The organism is Novosphingobium sp. FG90, from assembly GCF_057808725.1.
The window spans coordinates 71,380-90,904 of the sequence record NZ_JBMDIO010000022.1 but is presented as its reverse complement, the minus strand read 5'-3'; the positions used below and the strand labels follow the sequence as shown (position 1 = coordinate 90,904).

Here is a 19,525-nt window from a genome sequence, read left to right as displayed (position 1 = left end):
GTCCGACCCTCAGATTCGTAGTCTGATGCTCTATCCAGCTGAGCTACGGGCGCCTTGGAGGGCTGCCTCTAGGGGGGGAATCGGGATCGGTCAACGCCTATGTTCCGCTTTTTTGAATATTGTTTTCCACAGCCCACAGATGCCGTTCGAGCGCCTCGGCCAGCGGGTAATCGAGCGGCGGCATCCTCAGCCCCGCGATCGCGCCGGGCGCGACCCAGGCCACGTCGGCGGCCTCGACGGCGCGCGGCTCGCCCTGCCAGTGGGTGCACATGTAGAGGAGAATGACGAGCGGGCGCGACGGCCCCTTGCCGCCCTCCCCGACCGAAGCGGTACGCCCGCTGGCGAAACTCACCGCCTCCAGATCGCCCGGCGCGATGGTGACGCCCAGCTCCTCTTCCAGTTCGCGCACGAGCGCCGCCTCGGGGCTTTCGCCCGGCTCCACCTTGCCTCCGGGGAATTCCCATAGCCCGCCATGCACCCCGGTGAAATCGCGCTGCTGCATAAGCACGGTGCCGGAACGCACGAGCGCGCCTGCGACCACGAATAGGGGTGTCGGTGTACTTTCCAGCTTGGCCTCCTGCCTTAATGCCTAATTAACGCTGCCGTGGGATCAGACGTCCCTCGCGCGAACTAGCACGGTGACCATGCGCCTTCATCGCTTTCTCAAGACGATCATCGAGAACCGGGAGGGCGCCTCCACGGTCGAATACGCGATGATCCTCGCATTCATCGTGCTGGCCATGTTCGCCACCCTGCAGGCCGTCGCCGGGCAGACCGTGGCTATGTGGAATAACGTAGCCGCCAAGTCGTCCGCCGCGATGTCCAAAAACTAGGGTGAAACAGCCTTAAGCGTTTATCAACGATTGCAGGCTAAAAAGAGATTGTCCAAGGCGCAGAAGAGAGACTGAAGCGAGGCGGACCGGGTACACTAAGACTGCTTTATCAGGAGACCACCATGAAGTTTCTCGCCAAGCTGCGCCGCAATGAAAAGGGCGCGACCGCCATCGAATACGGCCTGATCGCCGCTCTCATCGCAGTTGCCGCCATCGCCGCCATGCAGGGCATGGGCTCGCAGCTCGTTTCGACCTTCTCGAAGACCTCGTCGGCTATGTCGAAGGGCGTTGGCTAATAGCTGAATACTTGATCTGTACTTACGGATTAAAGTTTCGGGGGCGGCAGGAAAACCTGCCGCCCCTTTCGCGTTATGGTCCGCAGAGACCACAAGGCAGCAATATCAGTAGGTTACGACCTTGACCTTCTGCCCCGGCGTCAGCGTCGAATTCGCATCCAGCCCATTGAGCACCAAGAAGCGGTCCACCGCCGCGTCGGTATAGGCCATCTTCGCCGCCAGCGAGCGCACGGTGTCGCCCTGCCTTACAGTCACGACGCGCAGCAATCGCGGCTTCACACTGCCCGCATCGGCCGCCGAGATGCGCCGGATCGAGCGGAACATCGGCGTGAATACTTCCGCCCCGCCCGCCTGCGCCAGCGTCACGAAATGATAAGCCTGCCCGTTTCCGAAGTCGTAGGCGAAGACGACGACGTCCACCGACCCGCTCTGCTGCTGCACCCGCGCGACTCCGTACGCGGCGGGGATGCCGTTCACCGTCGTCTTCTCGATGCTGGAGGGGGTGATTCGCGCCTGATTCGATTCGGTCAGACCGGCAAAGACGCCCGTGATATACGAATCGAGGTTGCCGTTCAGCTTGCCGCCGGAAAATTGCGCCTTCCCGGACGATCCGCTGATCGTCACCGCCTGCGTTCCGTTGACCATGAAGAAGCCGTCGGGCGCCTCGAAGGCGAATCGCAGCGTCGGATGCGTGAATTTCCGACCGTCCACGACGCCCTGCTTGGGGTCGTCGCCGTAGACCAGCCCGTCGATTCGCGTGAGGAAAGTGTCGCGATTCGTGGCGCCGCTGCTGCCCTGCCCCGCATAAGTCAGCGCGGAGCGCACGCGCGAAGCGGGATCGGGGTGAGTCGAGGCCCATTCCGGCGTCTGATTCGTGCTCCCGCGCAGCTGCGCCTCCAGCGCGTTCTGCCGCGCCAGGCTTTCCAGCACGCTCGACATGGCGCGCGGATCGTAGCCCGCACGCTTGAGGTAGGTGATGCCCAGCTGGTCTGCCTGCAGCTCCTGCGAGCGGGAGAACTTCAACGTAAGCAGCTGCGAACCTTGCGAAAACAGCTTCTGCCCGAACTGGCCGAAAGCATTGTCGCCCAGCACTGCGCCGGCCAGCACCGATCCCAGCACGCCGAGAATCTGGTTGCGCTGCGCCGCCTTCTGCCGCTGCGCCGAATGCCGCGCGGCAACGTGGCCGACCTCGTGGCCGAGCACGCCCGCCATCTCCGCCTCGTTGTTCATCAGCGCGGTCAACTGGCGGGTCACGTAGATATAACCGCCGGGAATCGCGAAAGCGTTGTTCACCGGGGAATTGAGCAGGGTGACAGTGAAGTCCCCGGTCGCGTTCGACAGGCCCGACTGCACCGCGATTCGCTTGCCGACCTGCTCGACGTAGCTGGCCTGCGGCCCGGTCAGCCCGCCGCCGAATTCGGCCAGCAGTTCGGGATGGGCCTTGGCCCCTTGCGACTTGTCGGCAGCGGAAATCGCATAGACGCGCGGCGCTTTCGATGACTGCGCCTCCAGCCGCGCCGGTCCGGCCGAGACCACCAGCAGCCCCAGCGCCGAAACGACCGCGCCGCCCCGAACCACACGCTTCACGTTCGATACCATGTCGCTCCCTTCCTTCCATGCTGCGGGCCGCCACCCGCGCTTTTTCCCACGCCCGCAACGAGTCGCACGGCGGGCTTGTTCCCTTGCGCCCTACATCTGCCCCTTCGCGAGCGGGTGGCGCGAGTTCACCAGTTCGACCAGCCGCGCGCTGTCCACATGCGTGTAGATCTGCGTCGTCGCGATGTCGGCATGGCCGAGCAGCATCTGCAGCACGCGCAAGTCCGCGCCGCCTTCCAGCAGGTGAGTCGCGAAGGCATGGCGCAGCACGTGCGGCGAGACGCGCTCCGGATCGAGCCCCGCCCTGCCCGCCAGCGCGCGCAACAACTGGAACAGCCGCACCCGCGTCAGGTGCCCGCTCGCCCCGCTCGACGGGAAGAGGAAGCGCGAGGTACCTTTGCGCAACGCCAGCCAGCGCGAGAGCACCGCCCGGGCGCGCGTGCTGACCGGCACCATGCGCTGCTGCCCGCCCTTGCCGATGATGTGGAGGAACGGCGCATCCCTAGGCACCGCCGTGACGGGGAGCGAGACCAACTCGGTCGCGCGCAGGCCCGACCCATAAAGCAGTTCGAGCAGCGCCAGCAGCCGCACCGCGTCGGAACGCTCGGACACCGCCTCCTCGTCCGCCTGCGCGAGAAACCGCTCGACCTCGTCATGGCTGAGCAGGCGCGGCAGCGGGCGACGCACGCGCCCCTTCGGCAGCGCGCCGGAAGGATCGTCCTCGCGCAGCCCCTCGTCGATCAGGAAACCGTAGAACTGCCGCAGCGCCGAGCACCGCCGCGCGAGGCTGGACGCCGCCAGCCCGCTCCACGCACCGCCCAGTCCCTCAAGCGCCTCGGGCGTGGCATTGGCGACATCGCCCAGCACCTCACGCGCAGCTTCGAGATCGCGGCGATAGGCAGCGAGCGTATTGGCCGCAGCGCCGCGCTCCGCCGCCAGCATCGCCAGGAACCGCTCGCCGAGGTCGCCTCCGGCCGCAGTCATGACATTCAGACCCGCGCGACCGCCTCGGCGGCGATCATCCGCGCTTCGGCGTCGAGCCCCACCGACCGCAGCGAGGAGACGATGTGATAGAGGTGGCGCGGCGTCATTCGCTGCCAGTTGTCGCCCTGCATGCCGAAGGCCGCGAGCAGCGCCACGCTGGCCTCGTCACCGCGACCGGCGGCATGGTCGATCGCCTGCGTCCAGCGGGTGCTGCCGCCCATGTCCATCCCGGCATCGCGGGTGACCCGCTCGGCATCGGCGCGATCGACGCGCTCCAGCCCGGCAAGACCGGCGGCAAGGAAGGCCGAGCGGCGCTTCTGCGTGCTGTCGTCCTCATCGACATAACTGTTGAGCGTAGAACTGCCGACCGTCGCCACGCGCCCCGGCGCCGCAAGGATCAGCATGCCCCATGCCCGCGAACCGGCCTCGACCACGCTCGACCAGCGCAGCGCGTTGGCATCGTAGCCCGCCGCCAGCATCGAGGCGATCAGCAAAGGCGCGCTGTCGGCCAGCTGAGCGCTTGGCGCCATGCGCGCGGCCGCCGCCGCCGTCAGCACTTGCCGCGCATAGAGCGCCGATCCGGTCACGTTCCACAGCGCCTGCATCGCCGCCAGACGCGCCGCCGGGTCCTCCAGCGTATAGGCATCCCGCAGCGATTCCGCCCGGTCCTGCCACTCGCCGGTAACGTCGGGATCGGCGAAGATCTGCGAATAGAGGTCCACCATCGCCGCATTGGACAGCACGCCCGCAGCAGCCGCCCGGTCCGCCGCCGCCGCCCGGCGACCAAGGCTGACCATCGGCGCCAGCGCCGTCGCGTAATCGTAGGACGGCCCCGCCGTCGCCATCAGCGCGGCGGGCGGCTCCAGCCCGGTCCCGATGGCAAGGCCGTAGCGCCACGGCGTCATCGTCGTGACCTTGTCCCACTCGATCGTCACCGCGCGCCGCGCCTTGCCTGCGGCGCCTGCGTACTTCTGCGCGAGGAGCAGGTCGATCTGGTCCATCCTGCCGCGCACCCGGTCGCGCTCCAGCTTCGAGATCGCCGCCGTGCTGTTGCCGCGAAACGCCTCGCAGATGGTGCGCGAGGTATTCCACGCGGCATCGTCGCGCAGCGAACCCTGCGTCGCCATCACCGGGCACATGCCGGTAAAGTCGGCATTGCGGGCATAGACGTCGAAAGCCACCTGCCCGAAAGCCGGGGTGTAATCGGCGATGTCGAGATCCTGCAGCACCACGCGCGCCGCATCGGTCTCGCCCATGCGCAGCAGCAGCCCGACGCGCATCGCCATGAAATCGGCCGCACTCATCCCGCTCGGCGGATTGAGGCGCGAGGCCAGCGCGCGGCGCAGCAGGATATGGCCCCAGCGCGAGACCAGCTGTCCCCGGTTGCCTTCGAGCGCGACGCGGATCAGGCTGCCGTTCTGCCCGGCGAGCGAGGCCAGCGGCAGGCCGCCTTCGTCGGCGCCGAGCATCCCCGCCTCGTCGGCCGCCCGCCGCGCGGCGGGCGGCATGTCGATCACCACCTTGGCCCCGAGCAACGCCTCGAAATCCTCGGGCGACATTTTCTCGAGTTCCTCGAGGCTCGGGATACGGCGCAAGGTGCCGTCATCCTGCGCGATCACCGTGGGCGTCGCGCCCGGCGTACCGGTCGGGATCGCCTGCACCACCGGGGTCGATGTCGCGGCGGGACGCGGAGCGCTCGACGCCGCAGCACTCGGCGCGGAGGAAGTTTGCGGCTTAGGTGCCTGGGTGCGCGGCGCCTGCGGACGCGGCGTGGCCGTGCGCGCGGGTGCGGGCTCGTCGAACATCTTGGGCAGCAGCGATTCGGGGCTGTCCTGCGCCACCGCCCACACCGAAGTCAGCGCCAGCGCGCCTCCCGCGAGCAGGTGCACCGCTCTCATTTGGAAAGCTCCGGCAGCGGGATCGACACGGTCTGCTCCGTCACCGGCTGCACGCCTGCGTCATTCCACGCGGCAATGCCAAGGCCGACCACGGCAATCGGCAGGAGAATGGCAACGGCGGGCGCTATACGGCGCCTGCGCTTTACGATGTTCACTCGGCTTCCTTCACCATGCTTGCGCTGCGACCTAGCGCAACTATAGGCGATCGGGCAATGGACGTTCAACAAACCCGGTTTTCCGCGCAGGAGATTGCGGCGCTCGCCCGCCGTATCGACCGCCCCATCGTGCTCGTGGGCATGATGGGCGTGGGCAAGTCCAGCGTCGGCAAGCGGCTTGCGCATCTGCTCGATTGTCCTTTCGTCGATGCCGACGACGAGATCGAGCGCTCCGCGCAGATGACCATTCCGGAAATCTTCGACGCTTACGGCGAGGATTACTTCCGCGACGGCGAGCGCCGGGTGATCTCCCGCCTCATCACCGAGAGCGAGACCGCCAGGCGCCGCATCGTCATCGCCACCGGCGGCGGCGCCTTCGTCAATGCCGAGACGCGCGCGCTGATCCTCGACAAGGCGATCACGATCTGGCTCGACAGCGAAGTGGATACTCTGGTCGAGCGCACCGCGCGCAAGGAGAACCGCCCGCTGCTGCGCGGCGGCAACCCGCGCGAGATCCTTGGCCGCCTGCGCGAGGAACGGGCGCAGCATTATTGTCAGGCGCCTATTCACGTGATGAGCGGAGCAGGCCCGCACGTCCAGACGATCAACAAGGTACTTCAGGGAATTTCCCAATGGCTGTGATCCCCGTTGACATCGCCGGTCGCCCTTACGAGGTGCGCGTCGGCGCCGGGCTGCTGGCCGAACTCGCGCCCAACTGCCGGGGCAAGCTGCGCAAGCGCGGCGTGCCGATCGTCACCGACGCCAACGTCCATGCAGCATGGGGCGACGTGGTGGAGAAGAGCCTGCGCGACAACGGCCATGAGCCGCACTGGCGCATCCTGTCCCCCGGCGAGGCGACGAAGTCCTGGGACGAACTCGCCGCAACGGTGAACTGGCTGCTCGCCCTCGAAGTCGAGCGCGGCGATCACATCATCGCGCTGGGCGGCGGGGTGATCGGCGACCTCACCGGCTTCTGCGCCTCGGTGCTGAAGCGCGGCTGCCACTTCATCCAGGTGCCCACCACGCTGCTCGCGCAGGTCGATTCGAGCGTCGGCGGCAAGACCGCGATCAACACGCCTGCGGGCAAGAACCTCGTCGGCGCCTTCCACCAGCCCTCGCTGGTGCTGGCCGATCTCTCGGCGCTGGAAACGCTGCCCGAGCGCGATTTGCGCGCGGGCTATGCCGAAGTCGTGAAGTACGGGTTGATCGACGATGCCGACTTCTTCGCCTGGTGTGACGGCAATGCCGCCGCGATGCTGGCGGGCGACAGCGCACTTCGCGAATATGCGGTGGCGCACTCGGTCGCGGCCAAGGCGCGCATCGTCGCCGAGGACGAGTTCGAGACCACCGGCCGCCGTGCCCTGCTCAACCTCGGCCACACCTTCGGTCACGCGCTGGAGGCCGAGACCGGCTTCGGCGACCGCCTGCTCCACGGCGAGGGCGTGGCGCTGGGCATGGTGCTGGCGGCACGCTACTCGGCAAGGCGCGGGCTGATGCCGCAAGCGAGCGCCGAGCATGTTGCGCAGCATATCGGCGAGATCGGTCTGCCCGCCAGCCTCAGGGCACTTGGCCTCGACTGCGACGGTGCGGCGCTGGTCGGCCACATGCTCCACGACAAGAAGATGGACGCGGGCACCCTGCCCTTCCTGCTGATGAAGGGCATCGGCCAGACCTACCTCGACAAGCAGGTTTCACTGGAGGACGTTGCCGCCTTCCTCGACGAGGAACTGGCTCGCTGACGACGGAGTGCTGACGCTCTCCTGACCACTGCCGCCTATTCGCGCGTCATTGGTATGCCAAGTCATTGCTCTGGTTTCGCTATTTGCCGCTGTGACGCCTTTGTCGCGCCTTTGAGTGCCGTTGAGTGCCGTTGAGTGCCGTTGAGTGCCGTTATGTGCCGTTGTGTGCACCATTTGGGATCCGTGATTTCCGCGCCGCCTTGTGCCACTTGAGCGACGAATACCGGATCGCAACGGCTCCTCGCGCATTACAGATTTATGCGCTCTTTCAACGAAGTAGGCGCTGTCACGCTGGCCGGGGGGCCGAGACGCCCCGTTGAGAATCCCCCGGGGCGTTGCGGAAGGCGGCAGGCCGGTCAGCCTGCCGCCTTTTCGGCCATTCGGCATTCAGTTTGACCTCGTTACATCCTCATGACATTGCTCGCCCACGATTGGCGATTGCGCCTGCGCACAAGATAATTACGGGACAGATATGACCGCACCCGAAGCGACGCCCGAACTCGACTTCTCGGAAGAAGCCTCGCCCCACGACCGCGCCTTTCTCGGCCATCCCAAGGGCCTCGGCTATCTCGGGCTGGTGGAAGCCTGCGAACGGTTCTCCTACTATTCGATGCAGACGCTGCTGACGCTCTACATGGTCAAGTATCTGCTAGTCCCCGGTCGGCAGGAGCACGTCCTCGGCCTCGACTGGGTGACGACCCACCTGTTTCCCGGCCTGTTCGGCCAGCCCCTCGCCTCGGAAATCTTCGGTCTTTACACAGCCTTAGTCTATCTCACCCCCATCCTCGGCGGTATCCTAGCCGACCTTCTGCTGGGCCGCCGCGCCGCCCTGATCGCGGGCGGTGTGATCATGGCATTGGGCCATTTTCTCATGGCATTCGAGGGCGCGTTCCTGCTGGCCCTGATCTCGCTCGTCATCGGCGTCGGCCTGTTCAAAGGCAACATCGCCAGCCAGGTCGGCGAACTCTACAAGCCCGATGACATCCGCCGCGCCATGGCATTCCAGATTTTCTATATATTTATCAACGTATCGGTGATCGCCGCGCCGCTGGTATCCGGCACGCTGGGCGAGAAGATCGGCTGGCACTGGGGCTTCGGCTGCGCCGGCGTGGTCATGGTCCTCGGTCTGCTGCTCTACCTCTACGCCAAGCCCTGGCTCCCGGCGGGCGACAAGCCGAAGAAGTCCGCGCAGCCGCGCGCGAAGTTCGAGAAGGGCGACGGCCCGCGCCTGCTCGCCGTACTTGTTCTGGTCCCGATCATGGGCATCTCGCTCCTTACTAACCAGCAGATATTCAACGCTTATCTCGTATGGGCGGACCAGCAGTTTCAGCTGACTTTCATGGGCGAAACCCTGCCGACGAGTTGGATGATCACCATCGACGCGACGCTCAGCTTCTCCATGCTGGTGACCGTCGCCGCATTCTGGGCCTTCCTCGGCAAGCGCATGGGCCGCGAACCGGATGAACTGGGCAAGATGATCATCGGCTGCGCCTTCATCGTCGGCGGCGGAGCCTGTCTATATATGGCGGCCGCAACGCAGGGGACGGGCAAGATCGGACTGTTCTGGCCGGTCATGTTCCATCTCGTGAACTCGATCGGCTTCGCCCACCTGCTGCCGGTCAGCCTCGCACTGTTCACCCGCCTCGCCCCCAAGGCGCTGAATGCCTCGATCGTAGGCATCTATTACCTCTCGTTCTTCGGCGCCAACCTGGCGGTGGGCAAGATCGGGACTTTGTTCCAGACCATGCCGACGAAGCAATTCTGGCTGCTCCACGTTGCCTCTGCCGTGGTGGCGACCATAGGCTTCGCCATCTTCAAACTGTTCTTCGCGAAAAGGCTGATGGGCACTGCGCACTGATGCCCGTCATAGGCTGCCTGCTGCTGATCGTCCTGCCGCTGCTCGGGCTGGCGGCAGGCGGATTCCTCTGGGGGCCGCAGGGCGCGAAATGGGGTGCGGGAATCGGCTTTGCGGTCGCCCTCGCAGTTTTCGCCGGCGGCAGCTATGCCTTCATCAAGGGTATACGCGGCCGCTGACGGCTTAACCGAAGACGGCCACCGACTGCATTCCCGAGATCGCCGGAACACCGTCCGCATTCCATTGCATGATATGCTCGCTCGCCCCTCCGTGCGCGGCATGGCGACTGGTCGAACGGATCATCCACCAGCCATCCGCCGAAAGCTTCGCGTCCAGCATGTTCACGTGCCACTGCATCGACGAGATCGGCACCTTGAAACCAAGCAGCGGCCAGACCGCCACCGGCAGCACGTCACCGCACAAGAGGCACTCGACCTCCGGATCGAGCCCTCCACGCTCGCGCGGCCGCACCCACCAGGCGAGGTCAGCCTCCCCCAGCGCCTCCTTCGGCATGGCGAAGCGCGCCTCGAAGTGATTGCGCAGGAAAGCCGGGGCATGATCCATCGGCACCGGCTTCGCTTCGTCGACAGGAATGACACCATCCGGTAGCGCATAGTGGTCGATCGACAGCACACTCTCGATCTGGCGCATGAAGACGAAAGCGGCCGTGAACCCCACCCCGGCCTCGCCGGTCAACTCGGTGGCAACCCAGGTTGCGTTGCGCCCCTGCCGCAGCACTTTGGCCCTCGCCTCAATACGTCCGGCGAGCGGCCCGACCATCGACATCTGGCTCGAACGCAGCGGCGGCATGTCGTTGGACACACCCTTCGCCACGGCCAGTGCAATTGCGGAAGTCAGCCCGCCGTAAGCCGTGCGCCCTTGCAGCCAGTCCTCGGTAATCTCGAGCGCGAAACCACCCTCCAGCGGCTCCGCCCCGGCTAGCATGGCGCCTAATCCGGCCATCAGAACAACCGTGACCCGTCAGGTACGCGCCTGTCGGGGGAAAACAGCGTCACCCGCCCTTCCTCGTCCGCGAAGCCCAGCGTCAACACTTCGGACAGCGCCTTGCCGATCTGGCGGACGGGAAAGTTGACCACGGCCGCCACCTGCCGCCCAACCAGTTCCTCGGGAGAATAGAGCGCGGCCACCTGGCCGACGCTCTTCTTCTCGCCGATGCCGGGACCGAAATCGATCCGCAGCCTGTAGCTGGGCTTTCGTGCCCCCTCGTAGACTTCCGCGCCGACAATCGTGCCGATGCGGATGTCCACCTTGAGGAAGTCGTCGAAGCCTATCGTGTCGCCGGCAGGCGCGGCGGGGTCGTGGTCGAGATGCATGTCACTCCATTTCGAGGATGATCGCATCCACCGCAAGGCTCTCGCCTGCCTTGGCGTTGACGGTCTTCACCGTGCCCGACTTCTCGGCGCGCAGGATGTTCTCCATCTTCATGGCTTCCACCACGGCCAGCGGCTGACCCGCCTCGACCTTGTCGCCCTCGCCCACGTTGAGCGAAACGAGCAGGCCCGGCATCGGGCAGATCAGGTACTTCGAGAGATCCGGCGGGATCTTCTCGATCATATGCTGCGTGTAACCGGCGATATGTGCGGGCAGACAGTCGACCTTGTGGATCGCGCCGCGCGTGGTCATGCGGAAGCCGGTGCGGGTGACGTCCAGCTTGAGCGTCAGATCCTCGCCATCGACCTCGGCGTCCACGAAGCGGTCGCCCGGCGTGTATTCCAGCTCAAGCTCGACTTCCTCGCCGTTGACCGTCAGCAGGTCTTCGTCGAGCTCCACCGCGAAGACATCGCCATCGATGGTCACGGTCCACTCACCCGGAGGATCGAGCGGCGCGCCCAGCTGGCCTTCGACCCGGCGCGAACGATCGGCGCGCGCGGTGGCGACGAAAGCGGCGACGGCGGCCAGCTGCACCTTCAGCTCGTCCGACGCAGGCGCGCCGTGGAAGCCTTCGGGATATTCCTCGGCGATGAAGCCGGTGGTCAGCTCGCCCGAGCGGAAGCGCGGGTGCTGCATGATCGCCGAGACGAAATCGATGTTGTGGCCCAGACCCTCGATCTCGAACGCATCGAGCGCGGCGATCTGCTTGTCCGCCGCCTCGTCGCGCGTCTCGCCCCAGGTGATCAGCTTGGCGATCATCGGATCGTAGAACATCGAGACTTCGCCGCCTTCGTAGACGCCGTCGTCCACGCGGATGCCGTCGATGCCCCGGCGGCCGTTCTCCTCGCCGTCATCCGTCCAGCCTTCGACCGGCGGATTGTAGCGCACGAGGCGGCCGGTGGAGGGCAGGAAACCGCGATAGGGATCTTCGGCGTAGACGCGGTTCTCGATGGCCCAGCCGTCGATCTTCACGTCGTCCTGCGTCATCTCCAGCTTCTCGCCCGCCGCGACGCGGATCATCTGCTCGACAAGGTCGACGCCGGTGATCGCTTCGGTGACGGGGTGCTCCACCTGCAGGCGGGTGTTCATTTCAAGGAAGTAGAAGCTCTCGCCCGTCGGGTCCGCGCCCGAGACGATCAGTTCCACCGTGCCCGCGGAGTAGTATCCGACCGCACGCGACAGGGCGACGCACTGTTCGCCCATGGCCTTGCGCATCGCCGGGGTGACGAAGGGCGACGGCGCTTCCTCGACCACCTTCTGGTGGCGGCGCTGGATCGAGCATTCGCGCTCGTTCAGGTAGAGGATGTTGCCGTGCTTGTCGCCAAGGATCTGGATCTCGATGTGGCGCGGGTTGAGGATGAACTTCTCGATGAAGACGCGGTCGTCGCCGAAGGAGTTCAGGCCCTCGCGCTTCACGCTCTCGAAGCCCTCGCGCACGTCCTGTTCGGTGTAGGCCAGGCGCATGCCCTTGCCGCCACCACCGGCCGAGGCCTTCATCATCACCGGATAGCCGATCTCGTTCGAGATGCGCACCGCGTGCTCGGTATCCTCGATCTCACCCACGAAACCGGGGACGACGTTGACGCCCGCTTCCTTGGCCAACTTCTTGGATTCGATCTTGTCGCCCATCGCCGCGATGGCACCAACGGGGGGGCCGATGAACTCGATGCCCTCTGCCGCCAGCGCCTTTGCGAAAGAGGTGCGCTCGGACAGGAAGCCGTAACCGGGGTGGACCGCTTCGGCGCCGGTCTGCTTGCAGGCGGCGATGATTTTGTCGGCGATCAGGTAGGACTGCGCCGCCGGTGCCGGGCCGATGTGAACCGCCTCATCGGCCATCTGCACGAACGGCGCGCGGGCGTCGGCATCGGAATAGACGGCAACGGTCTGGATGCCCATGCGCCGCGCCGTCTTGATGACGCGACAGGCGATCTCGCCCCGGTTTGCGATGAGGATTTTCTTGAACAACCCCGTACCTTTCAAATTCCGTCACCGACCCACAGGCCGCGTCCGGTTCAAATCTATTCAGCAGCTTCCAGCTTTGCGCAGCCCTTGGGCATGCGCTGGGCTTCGACCTGAGCAGGCGTCAGTTCGATCGCCATCGGCTTGATGCCAAGGCGCGCGAACATCGCCAGATCGTTATCGTCGCCCGCATTCGGCGCGGTCAGCAGCTTGTCGCCGGTGAAGATCGAGTTGGCGCCGGCCATGAAGCACATCGCCTGCGTCATCTCCGACATGGACTCACGCCCGGCCGAGAGGCGCACCATCGACAGCGGCATGGTGATGCGCGCCACCGCCACGGTGCGCACGAACTCCACGTCGTCGATCTTGGCGAGTGGGGTATCGGCCAGCATATCGCCCAGCACGGTGCCCTTCACCGGCACCAGCGCGTTCACCGGCACCGACTGCGGGTGATCCGGCAGCGTCGCCAGCGTGTGGACGAAGCCCACGCGATCCGCGCGCGTCTCGCCCATGCCGACGATCCCGCCCGAGCATACGTTGATGCCCGCCATGCGCACGTTGGACAGCGTATCGAGGCGGTCTTCCATCGTGCGCGTGGTGATGACCTGATCGTAGCGCTCAGGCGACGTGTCGATGTTGTGGTTGTAGTAGTCGAGGCCCGCATCGCTGAGCATGTCGGCCTGATCGGGCGTCAGCATGCCCAGCGTCATGCAGGTTTCCATGCCCATGGCGCGCACGCCCTTCACCATCTCGATGATGGCGGGCATGTCGCGGTCCTTGGGATTGCGCCAGGCGGCGCCCATGCAGAAGCGGGTCGAGCCCTGATCCGCCGCCTGCGCCGCGCGCTGGAGCACCTGCTGGACTTCCATCAGCTTGGTCGCCTTGACGCCGCTTTCCGCGTGGACCGACTGCGAGCAGTAGCCGCAATCCTCCACGCACCCGCCGGTCTTGATCGAGAGCAGCGTGGACAGCTGCACCTCGTTCGCCGGATGGCTGGCGCGGTGAACCTCGGCGGCGCGGAAGACCAGCTCGGTGAACGGCAGGTCGAACAGCGCCGCGATTTCATCGCGGGTCCAGTCGTTACGGGGGGTGATGGAGGGGGTATCGGTCATAATCATTCCCTAGCTGGCGGGAGCCAAACCACACCCATAGGCGCAGGCGTGGCCCCGATCCAGCATAAGCCTTACTCCGCCGCCTGCAGTTCCGAGCCGAGCGGCGGCATGTTGTGGCCGAGCAGCTTGAGCACGTCGGCTGCGCATTCCACCACGTTCGAGCCCGGGCCATAGATGCCCTGAACGCCCGCATTGCGCAGGTATTCGTAGTCCTGCGGCGGGATCACGCCGCCGGCGATCACCTTCACGTCGCTGCGGCCGGCATCGCGCAGCTGCTGGATCAGTTCGGGGATCAGCGTCTTGTGTCCCGCTGCGAGACTGGAAGCGCCGACGACGTCGACTTCGTTTTCCAGCGCCAGCACCACGGTTTCCTCAGGCGTCTGGAACAGCGGGCCGGACACGACATCGAAGCCCATGTCGCCGAAGGCCGAGGCGATGACGTTGGCGCCGCGATCGTGGCCGTCCTGGCCCATCTTGGCGACAAGCAGCTTGGGCTTGCGGCCCAGACGACGCTCCACCGCGGCCACGCCGTCCAGCACCTGCTGCCAGCGGCTGTCGCCCTCGTAAGGCGCGGCGTAGACGCCCTTCACCGGGGTCGGCTGGGTGCCGTAACGCTCGAAGCTCTCTTCCATGGCAGAGGAGATTTCGCCCAGAGTCGCGCGGGCGCGGGCGCATTCCACGGCGAGTGCTAGGAGGTTGTTCTCGATGCTGGCGGGCGCGGCGGCGCCTTCGCGCAGGGCCTTGAGAGCGGCCTGACAGGCGGCTTCGTCGCGGCTTGCCTTCATCTTGTTGATGCGCGCGATCTGCGATTCGCGGACCTTGGCATTATCGACTTCCAGCGTTTCCAGCAGGTCTTCGTTCGCCAGACGGTACTTGTTGACGCCGACGATCACGTCGTCGCCCCGGTCCACGCGGGCCTGACGGGCGGCGGCGGCGGTTTCGATCATCGCCTTGGGCCAGCCGGCCGCAACGGCCTTGGCCATGCCGCCTTCGGACTGGACGCGCTCGATGATCTCCCAGGCCTGATCGACCAGCTGCTGGGTCAGCGCCTCGATGTAGTAGGAGCCGCCCAGCGGATCGACCACCTTGGTCATCCCGGTCTCTTCCTGGATGATGATCTGGGTGTTGCGGGCGATGCGCGCCGAGAAGTCGGTGGGCAGCGCGATCGCTTCGTCGAGCGCGTTGGTGTGCAGCGACTGGGTGCCGCCCAGCATCGAGGCCATCGCCTCGATCGTGGTGCGGATCACGTTGTTGTAAGGGTCCTGCTCCTGCAGCGACACGCCCGAGGTCTGGCAGTGGGTGCGCAGCATCTTGCTACGCTCGTCCTTGGCGCCAAGGTCTGTCATCACGCGGTGCCACAGCACGCGCGCGGCGCGCAGCTTGGCCACTTCCATGAAGAAGTTCATGCCGATCGCGAAGAAGAACGACAGGCGGCCCGCGAACTTATCGATATCGAGGCCCGAGGCCACGCCGTAGCGCACATATTCGGCGCCGTCGGCGATGGTGAAGGCCAGTTCCTGCACCTGCGTCGCGCCGGCTTCCTGCATGTGGTAGCCGGAAATCGAGATCGAGTTGAACTTGGGCATCTCGCGGCTGGTGTAGCCGAAGATGTCCGAGATGATCCGCATCGAGGGCTCGGGCGGGTAGATGTAGGTGTTGCGGACCATGAACTCCTTGAGGATGTCGTTCTGGATGGTCCCGTCGAGCAGCTTGCGGTCAACGCCCTGCTCCTCGCCGGCGACGATGAAGAACGCCAGGATCGGGATCACCGCGCCGTTCATGGTCATCGAGACCGACATCTGGTCGAGCGGAATGCCGTCGAACAGGATCTTCATGTCCTCGACCGAGTCGATCGCCACGCCGGCCTTGCCGACATCGCCGACCACGCGGGGGTGATCGCTGTCATACCCACGGTGCGTCGCCAGATCGAAGGCGACCGAGAGGCCCTTCTGGCCGGCCGCGAGGTTGCGGCGGTAGAAGGCGTTCGATTCCTCGGCGGTGGAGAAGCCCGCGTACTGGCGGATGGTCCAGGGGCGGCCCGCATACATCGAGGCGCGCACGCCGCGCGTGAAGGGCGCGAAGCCGGGCAGACCGGGGTCCACGGTCACGTCCTCGGCGGTGTAGAGCGGCTTGACCGCGATGCCCTCGGGCGTGTCCCAGGTCAGGTCCTTGCCCTTGACTTCCTTGGTCGCCGCTGCCTGCCAGTCGTTGATGTCAGCCATGTTCGCTATTCCTCGGATCGCCCGGCCGCAAAGCCGGGTCTTCGGGTCGAATTAGTGGTGGTCGCCCTTGGGCGTTTCCATGATCTCGGTGAGCTGGCCGCCCATGTCCTTGGGGTGGACGAAGAAGATCAGCGTCCCGTGCGCGCCCATGCGCGGCTCGCCCAGCACGCGCTTGCCAAGGCCCTCGAACCACGCCTTCGCGGCGTGGATATCAGGCACTTCATAACAGATGTGGTGCTGGCCCCCGAGCGGGTTCTTCTCCAGCCACTTGCCCACCGCCGAATCCGGCGAGGTGGGCTGGAGCAGCTCGATCTGCGTACCCGCCGTGCCGTTTTCGCCCGGCGTATTGACGAAGCAGACGCGCACCTGCTGGCTTTCGAGCACGAACGGCTCGGTCACGTCCGTAGCGCCCATCACGTCCCGGTAGAAAGCGATGGAAGCATCGAGATCGGGCGTAGCGACGCCGATGTGGTTGAGGCGGCCGAGCTTCATGGCAATTATCCTACGTTCTCGATGACCATGGCAATGCCCTGCCCGCCGCCGATGCACATGGTGACGAGGCCATACTTCCCGCCAATGCGCTTCAACTCGTACATGGCCTTGATGGTGAGCATGGTTCCCGTGGCGCCCACGGGGTGACCGATCGACACGCCCGAACCGTTGGGATTGACCTTCGCCGGATCGAAGCCGAGCACCTTGGCGACGGCGGCAGCCTGCGCGGCAAACGCCTCGTTGCTCTCGATCACGTCCATCTGGTCGAGGCTGAGACCGGCGCGCTTCAGCGCGATCGGCACCGCCTTGATCGGGCCTTCGCCCATGTATTCCGGCTCGACGCCCGCATGACCCCAGGCGACGATACGCGCGAGCGGCTTGAGGCCGCGTTTCTCGACTTCCGAACCGGTGGCGAGCACCACAGCGGCGGCGCCGTCGTTGATGCCGCTGGCGTTGCCTGCGGTGACGGTGCCGTCCTTCTTGAAGGCCGGGCGCATCTTGCCCAGCACTTCGACGGTGGTGTCCGCCTTCACGTGTTCGTCGGTGTCAAAGACGGTCACGCCCTTACGGGTCTTCACCTCGACGGGGAGGATCTGGTCCTTGAAGCGGCCTTCAGCGATGGCATGCGCGGCGCGCGCGTGGCTGGTCGCGGCAAGCGCGTCCATGTCCTCGCGGCTGACGCAGTGGCGCTCCGCCACGTTCTCCGCCGTGATGCCCATGTGGTAGCCGCCGATGGCATCCGACAGGCCGAGCGTCAGCGCATCTTCCTGCGTATTGGCGCCCATCTTCCTGCCCCAGCGCACGCCGTGATCATGGTAGGGCACGTTCGACATCACTTCGGCGCCGCCCGCCAGCGTCACCGAGGCCTCGCCCAGCTTCATCATCTGCGCCGCCGAAACGATCGCCTGCACGCCCGAGCCGCACAGGCGGTTCAGCGTCAGCGCCGGAGTGGCGAGCGGGATACCGGCATTGATGCCGATCACGCGGGCCAGCATCTGGTCGCGTGCGCTGGTGGGCATGACCTGGCCGATGACCACATGCTCCACCGCGCCCGCCTCGATCCCGGCGCGGGCAAGCGCTTCGGTAGCGACGAGGCCGCCGAGGTCCGAAGGCATGAACGACTTCAGCGAACCGCCGAAATCGCCGACTGCCGTGCGCACGCCGCTGACGATGTAGACTTCTTCCATGACCTGACTTCCAATCCCTTATCCTTCGACCGGGCGCCGTATTCGGCCTTCGCATCCGGTCAGTGTACTCTCAAAAAGGCCACCTGCCGCGCATCACAGCGGGATGTTGTCGTGCTTCTTCCAGGGATTCTCGAGTTCCTTGTTCCGCAGCTTGCGCAGGCCCAGCGCGATGCGGCGGCGGGTCGAGTGCGGATAGATGACCTCATCGATGTAGCCCCGGCTTGCCGCCACGAAGGGGTTGGCGAATCGGTCCTCGTATTCCTTGGTCTTGGCGGCGATGCCCTCGGCGTCCTGCCCGCGAAAGATGATCTCCACCGCGCCCTTGGCGCCCATCACCGCGATTTCCGCAGTGGGCCATGCGTAGTTGAGATCGCCGCGCAGGTGCTTGGAACTCATGACGTCATAGGCGCCACCATAGGCCTTGCGGGTGATGACGGTAATCTTGGGCACGGTCGCCTCGGCATAGGCGAACAGCAGCTTGGCGCCGTGCTTGATGATGCCGTTGTGCTCCTGATCGGTGCCGGGCAGGAAGCCCGGAACGTCGACGAAGGTGACCAGCGGAATGCTGAACGCATCGCAGAAGCGCACGAACCGCGCCGCCTTCTTCGACGAGTTGATGTCGAGCACGCCCGCCAGCACCATCGGCTGGTTGGCGACGATGCCGACGGTCTTGCCCTCGACCCGGCCGAAACCGATGATGATGTTGCCTGCATGAAGCGGCTGGAGCTCGAAGAACTCGCCCTCATCCACCGTCTTGCGGATCACTTCGTGCATGTCATACGGCTGGTTGGCCGAAGGCGGGATGATCGTGTCGAGGCTGGGTTCCAGACGGTCCCATGCGTCGGCGCTGGGACGTTCCGGCACGCCGTCGCGGTTGGACGAGGGCAGGAAGTCGAAGAAATCGCGCGCCGCCAGCAGCGCCTCGATGTCGTTTTCCAGCGCGAGGTCGGACACCGAAGTCTTGCTGGAGTGCGTGATCGCGCCGCCCAGTTCTTCCTGCGTGACGACTTCGTTGGTCACCGTCTTCACCACTTCGGGGCCGGTGACGAACATGTACGAGCTGTCCTTCACCATGAAGATGAAGTCGGTCATCGCCGGCGAATACACCGCGCCGCCCGCGCAGGGGCCCATGATGAGCGAAAGCTGCGGCACCACGCCCGATGCCAGCACGTTGCGCTGGAACACGTCGGCATAACCGCCGAGCGAGGCGACGCCTTCCTGAATGCGCGCGCCGCCGGAATCGTTGAGGCCGATGACCGGCGCGCCGACCTTCAGAGCCGCGTCCATCACCTTGCAGATCTTCTGCGCGTGACGGGCCGAGAGCGAGCCGCCGAACACGGTGAAGTCCTGGCTGAATACATAGACGAGGCGGCCGTTGATGGTGCCGGAGCCGGTGACCACGCCGTCGCCGGGGATCTTCTGGTCCTGCATGCCGAAGTCAACGCAGTCATGCTCGACGTAGAGGTCCATCTCCTCGAAGCTGCCTTCGTCGAGCAGCACGTCGAGGCGTTCGCGCGCGGTCAGCTTGCCCTTGGCGTGCTGCGCGTCGATGCGCTTCTGACCACCACCCAGCTTTGCGGCGGAGCGGCGCTTCTCCATTTCGGCGATATTTGCGGACATCCGGATTCCCTTGCCTCGGCGCATGCAGCGTCAATTGCTGCAATCGCGTAAGACCGGGAAAGGCGTCAGGTCAACTGTTTTTAACCGCCCGATTAAAACTTATCGCACGGGAGAATGCGAACTATCCGTCAGGCGATATGCAAAGGCTCCGTTACTGCATCGAAACAACGAAACCCGGAGCAGCC

Annotated in this window: 19 protein-coding genes; 6 read left to right on the top strand and 13 right to left on the bottom strand. The window is 65.6% G+C overall.

What is annotated here, in order from left to right; genetic code table 11:
• Positions 1-97 precede the first annotated feature (97 nt).
• Positions 98-502, bottom strand: coding sequence for a (deoxy)nucleoside triphosphate pyrophosphohydrolase (locus tag ACODRZ_RS18025; protein ID WP_488972223.1), 405 nt, complete (start codon positions 500-502; stop codon positions 98-100).
• 142 nt (positions 503-644) lie between these two features.
• Here ACODRZ_RS18025 and ACODRZ_RS18020 point away from each other — a divergent pair, with 142 nt between their 5' ends.
• A complete protein-coding gene (locus ACODRZ_RS18020; RefSeq protein WP_488972220.1) occupies positions 645-833 on the top strand; it encodes a Flp family type IVb pilin in 189 nt (62 codons plus the stop codon).
• 122 nt (positions 834-955) lie between these two features.
• A complete protein-coding gene (locus tag ACODRZ_RS18015) occupies positions 956-1,129 on the top strand; it encodes a Flp family type IVb pilin (protein WP_232493864.1) in 174 nt (57 codons plus the stop codon).
• A 105-nt stretch (positions 1,130-1,234) separates the two neighbouring features.
• On the opposite strand, the gene ACODRZ_RS18010 is transcribed toward ACODRZ_RS18015, so the two are convergent.
• The 4 genes from ACODRZ_RS18010 to ACODRZ_RS17995 all read right to left on the bottom strand — a co-directional run bounded on the left by ACODRZ_RS18010 (position 1,235) and on the right by ACODRZ_RS17995 (position 5,762).
• Positions 1,235-2,728 (bottom strand): M48 family metalloprotease, encoded by a 1,494-nt coding sequence (locus ACODRZ_RS18010; protein ID WP_488972219.1) that lies wholly within the window; start codon positions 2,726-2,728, stop codon positions 1,235-1,237.
• A gap of 90 nt (positions 2,729-2,818) precedes the next feature.
• Positions 2,819-3,709 (bottom strand): tyrosine recombinase, encoded by an 891-nt coding sequence (locus ACODRZ_RS18005; protein WP_488972218.1) that lies wholly within the window; start codon positions 3,707-3,709, stop codon positions 2,819-2,821.
• Positions 3,710-3,714: 5 nt separating this feature from the next.
• The gene (locus ACODRZ_RS18000; protein ID WP_488972217.1) at positions 3,715-5,607 is read right to left on the bottom strand and encodes a hypothetical protein; all 1,893 of its coding nucleotides are present in this window, start codon (positions 5,605-5,607) and stop codon (positions 3,715-3,717) included.
• Positions 5,604-5,762 carry a hypothetical protein gene (locus ACODRZ_RS17995; RefSeq protein WP_488972216.1) on the bottom strand — a complete coding sequence of 53 codons (159 nt, stop codon included), beginning with the start codon at positions 5,760-5,762 and terminating at the stop codon, positions 5,604-5,606. The genes ACODRZ_RS18000 and ACODRZ_RS17995 overlap by 4 nt, the downstream gene beginning before the upstream one ends.
• A 57-nt stretch (positions 5,763-5,819) precedes the next feature.
• Between ACODRZ_RS17995 and ACODRZ_RS17990 the strand changes: the two genes are divergently transcribed.
• From ACODRZ_RS17990 to ACODRZ_RS17975, 4 genes are all read left to right on the top strand, one after another.
• Positions 5,820-6,404: a shikimate kinase gene (locus ACODRZ_RS17990; RefSeq protein ID WP_488972215.1), complete on the top strand. Its 585-nt coding sequence runs from the start codon at positions 5,820-5,822 to the stop codon at positions 6,402-6,404.
• On the top strand, positions 6,395-7,501 hold the full coding sequence (aroB, locus tag ACODRZ_RS17985) for a 3-dehydroquinate synthase (RefSeq protein ID WP_488972214.1): 1,107 nt from the start codon (positions 6,395-6,397) through the stop codon (positions 7,499-7,501). The genes ACODRZ_RS17990 and aroB overlap by 10 nt, the downstream gene beginning before the upstream one ends.
• A 472-nt stretch (positions 7,502-7,973) precedes the next feature.
• A complete protein-coding gene (locus ACODRZ_RS17980) occupies positions 7,974-9,359 on the top strand; it encodes a peptide MFS transporter (protein WP_488972213.1) in 1,386 nt (461 codons plus the stop codon).
• Positions 9,359-9,535 carry a hypothetical protein gene (locus ACODRZ_RS17975; RefSeq protein WP_488972212.1) on the top strand — a complete coding sequence of 59 codons (177 nt, stop codon included), beginning with the start codon at positions 9,359-9,361 and terminating at the stop codon, positions 9,533-9,535. The genes ACODRZ_RS17980 and ACODRZ_RS17975 overlap by 1 nt, the downstream gene beginning before the upstream one ends.
• Positions 9,536-9,539: 4 nt before the next feature.
• Here the strand turns inward: ACODRZ_RS17975 and ACODRZ_RS17970 are convergent, their stop codons facing one another.
• From ACODRZ_RS17970 to ACODRZ_RS17935, 8 genes are all read right to left on the bottom strand, one after another.
• Positions 9,540-10,319 (bottom strand): thioesterase family protein, encoded by a 780-nt coding sequence (locus ACODRZ_RS17970; protein ID WP_488972211.1) that lies wholly within the window; start codon positions 10,317-10,319, stop codon positions 9,540-9,542.
• Positions 10,319-10,690 carry a tRNA-binding protein gene (locus ACODRZ_RS17965; RefSeq protein WP_488972210.1) on the bottom strand — a complete coding sequence of 124 codons (372 nt, stop codon included), beginning with the start codon at positions 10,688-10,690 and terminating at the stop codon, positions 10,319-10,321. Before ACODRZ_RS17965 ends, ACODRZ_RS17970 begins: the two co-directional genes overlap by 1 nt.
• A gap of 1 nt (position 10,691) precedes the next feature.
• Entirely contained in the window at positions 10,692-12,713 is a 2,022-nt protein-coding gene (locus tag ACODRZ_RS17960) for an ATP-binding protein (protein WP_488972209.1), read from the bottom strand.
• 53 nt (positions 12,714-12,766) lie between these two features.
• Positions 12,767-13,819 (bottom strand): biotin synthase BioB, encoded by a 1,053-nt coding sequence (gene bioB, locus ACODRZ_RS17955; RefSeq protein WP_488972208.1) that lies wholly within the window; start codon positions 13,817-13,819, stop codon positions 12,767-12,769.
• Positions 13,820-13,890: 71 nt separating this feature from the next.
• Positions 13,891-16,041 carry a methylmalonyl-CoA mutase gene (gene scpA, locus ACODRZ_RS17950; protein ID WP_488972207.1) on the bottom strand — a complete coding sequence of 717 codons (2,151 nt, stop codon included), beginning with the start codon at positions 16,039-16,041 and terminating at the stop codon, positions 13,891-13,893.
• A gap of 51 nt (positions 16,042-16,092) precedes the next feature.
• Positions 16,093-16,533 carry a methylmalonyl-CoA epimerase gene (mce, locus tag ACODRZ_RS17945; RefSeq protein ID WP_488972206.1) on the bottom strand — a complete coding sequence of 147 codons (441 nt, stop codon included), beginning with the start codon at positions 16,531-16,533 and terminating at the stop codon, positions 16,093-16,095.
• Positions 16,534-16,538: 5 nt separating this feature from the next.
• Positions 16,539-17,720, bottom strand: coding sequence for a beta-ketothiolase BktB (gene bktB, locus ACODRZ_RS17940; protein ID WP_488972205.1), 1,182 nt, complete (start codon positions 17,718-17,720; stop codon positions 16,539-16,541).
• A 93-nt stretch (positions 17,721-17,813) separates the two neighbouring features.
• Complete coding sequence (locus ACODRZ_RS17935) at positions 17,814-19,340, bottom strand: acyl-CoA carboxylase subunit beta (RefSeq protein ID WP_488972204.1); 1,527 nt, start codon at positions 19,338-19,340, stop codon at positions 17,814-17,816.
• Positions 19,341-19,525: the final 185 nt, after the last annotated feature.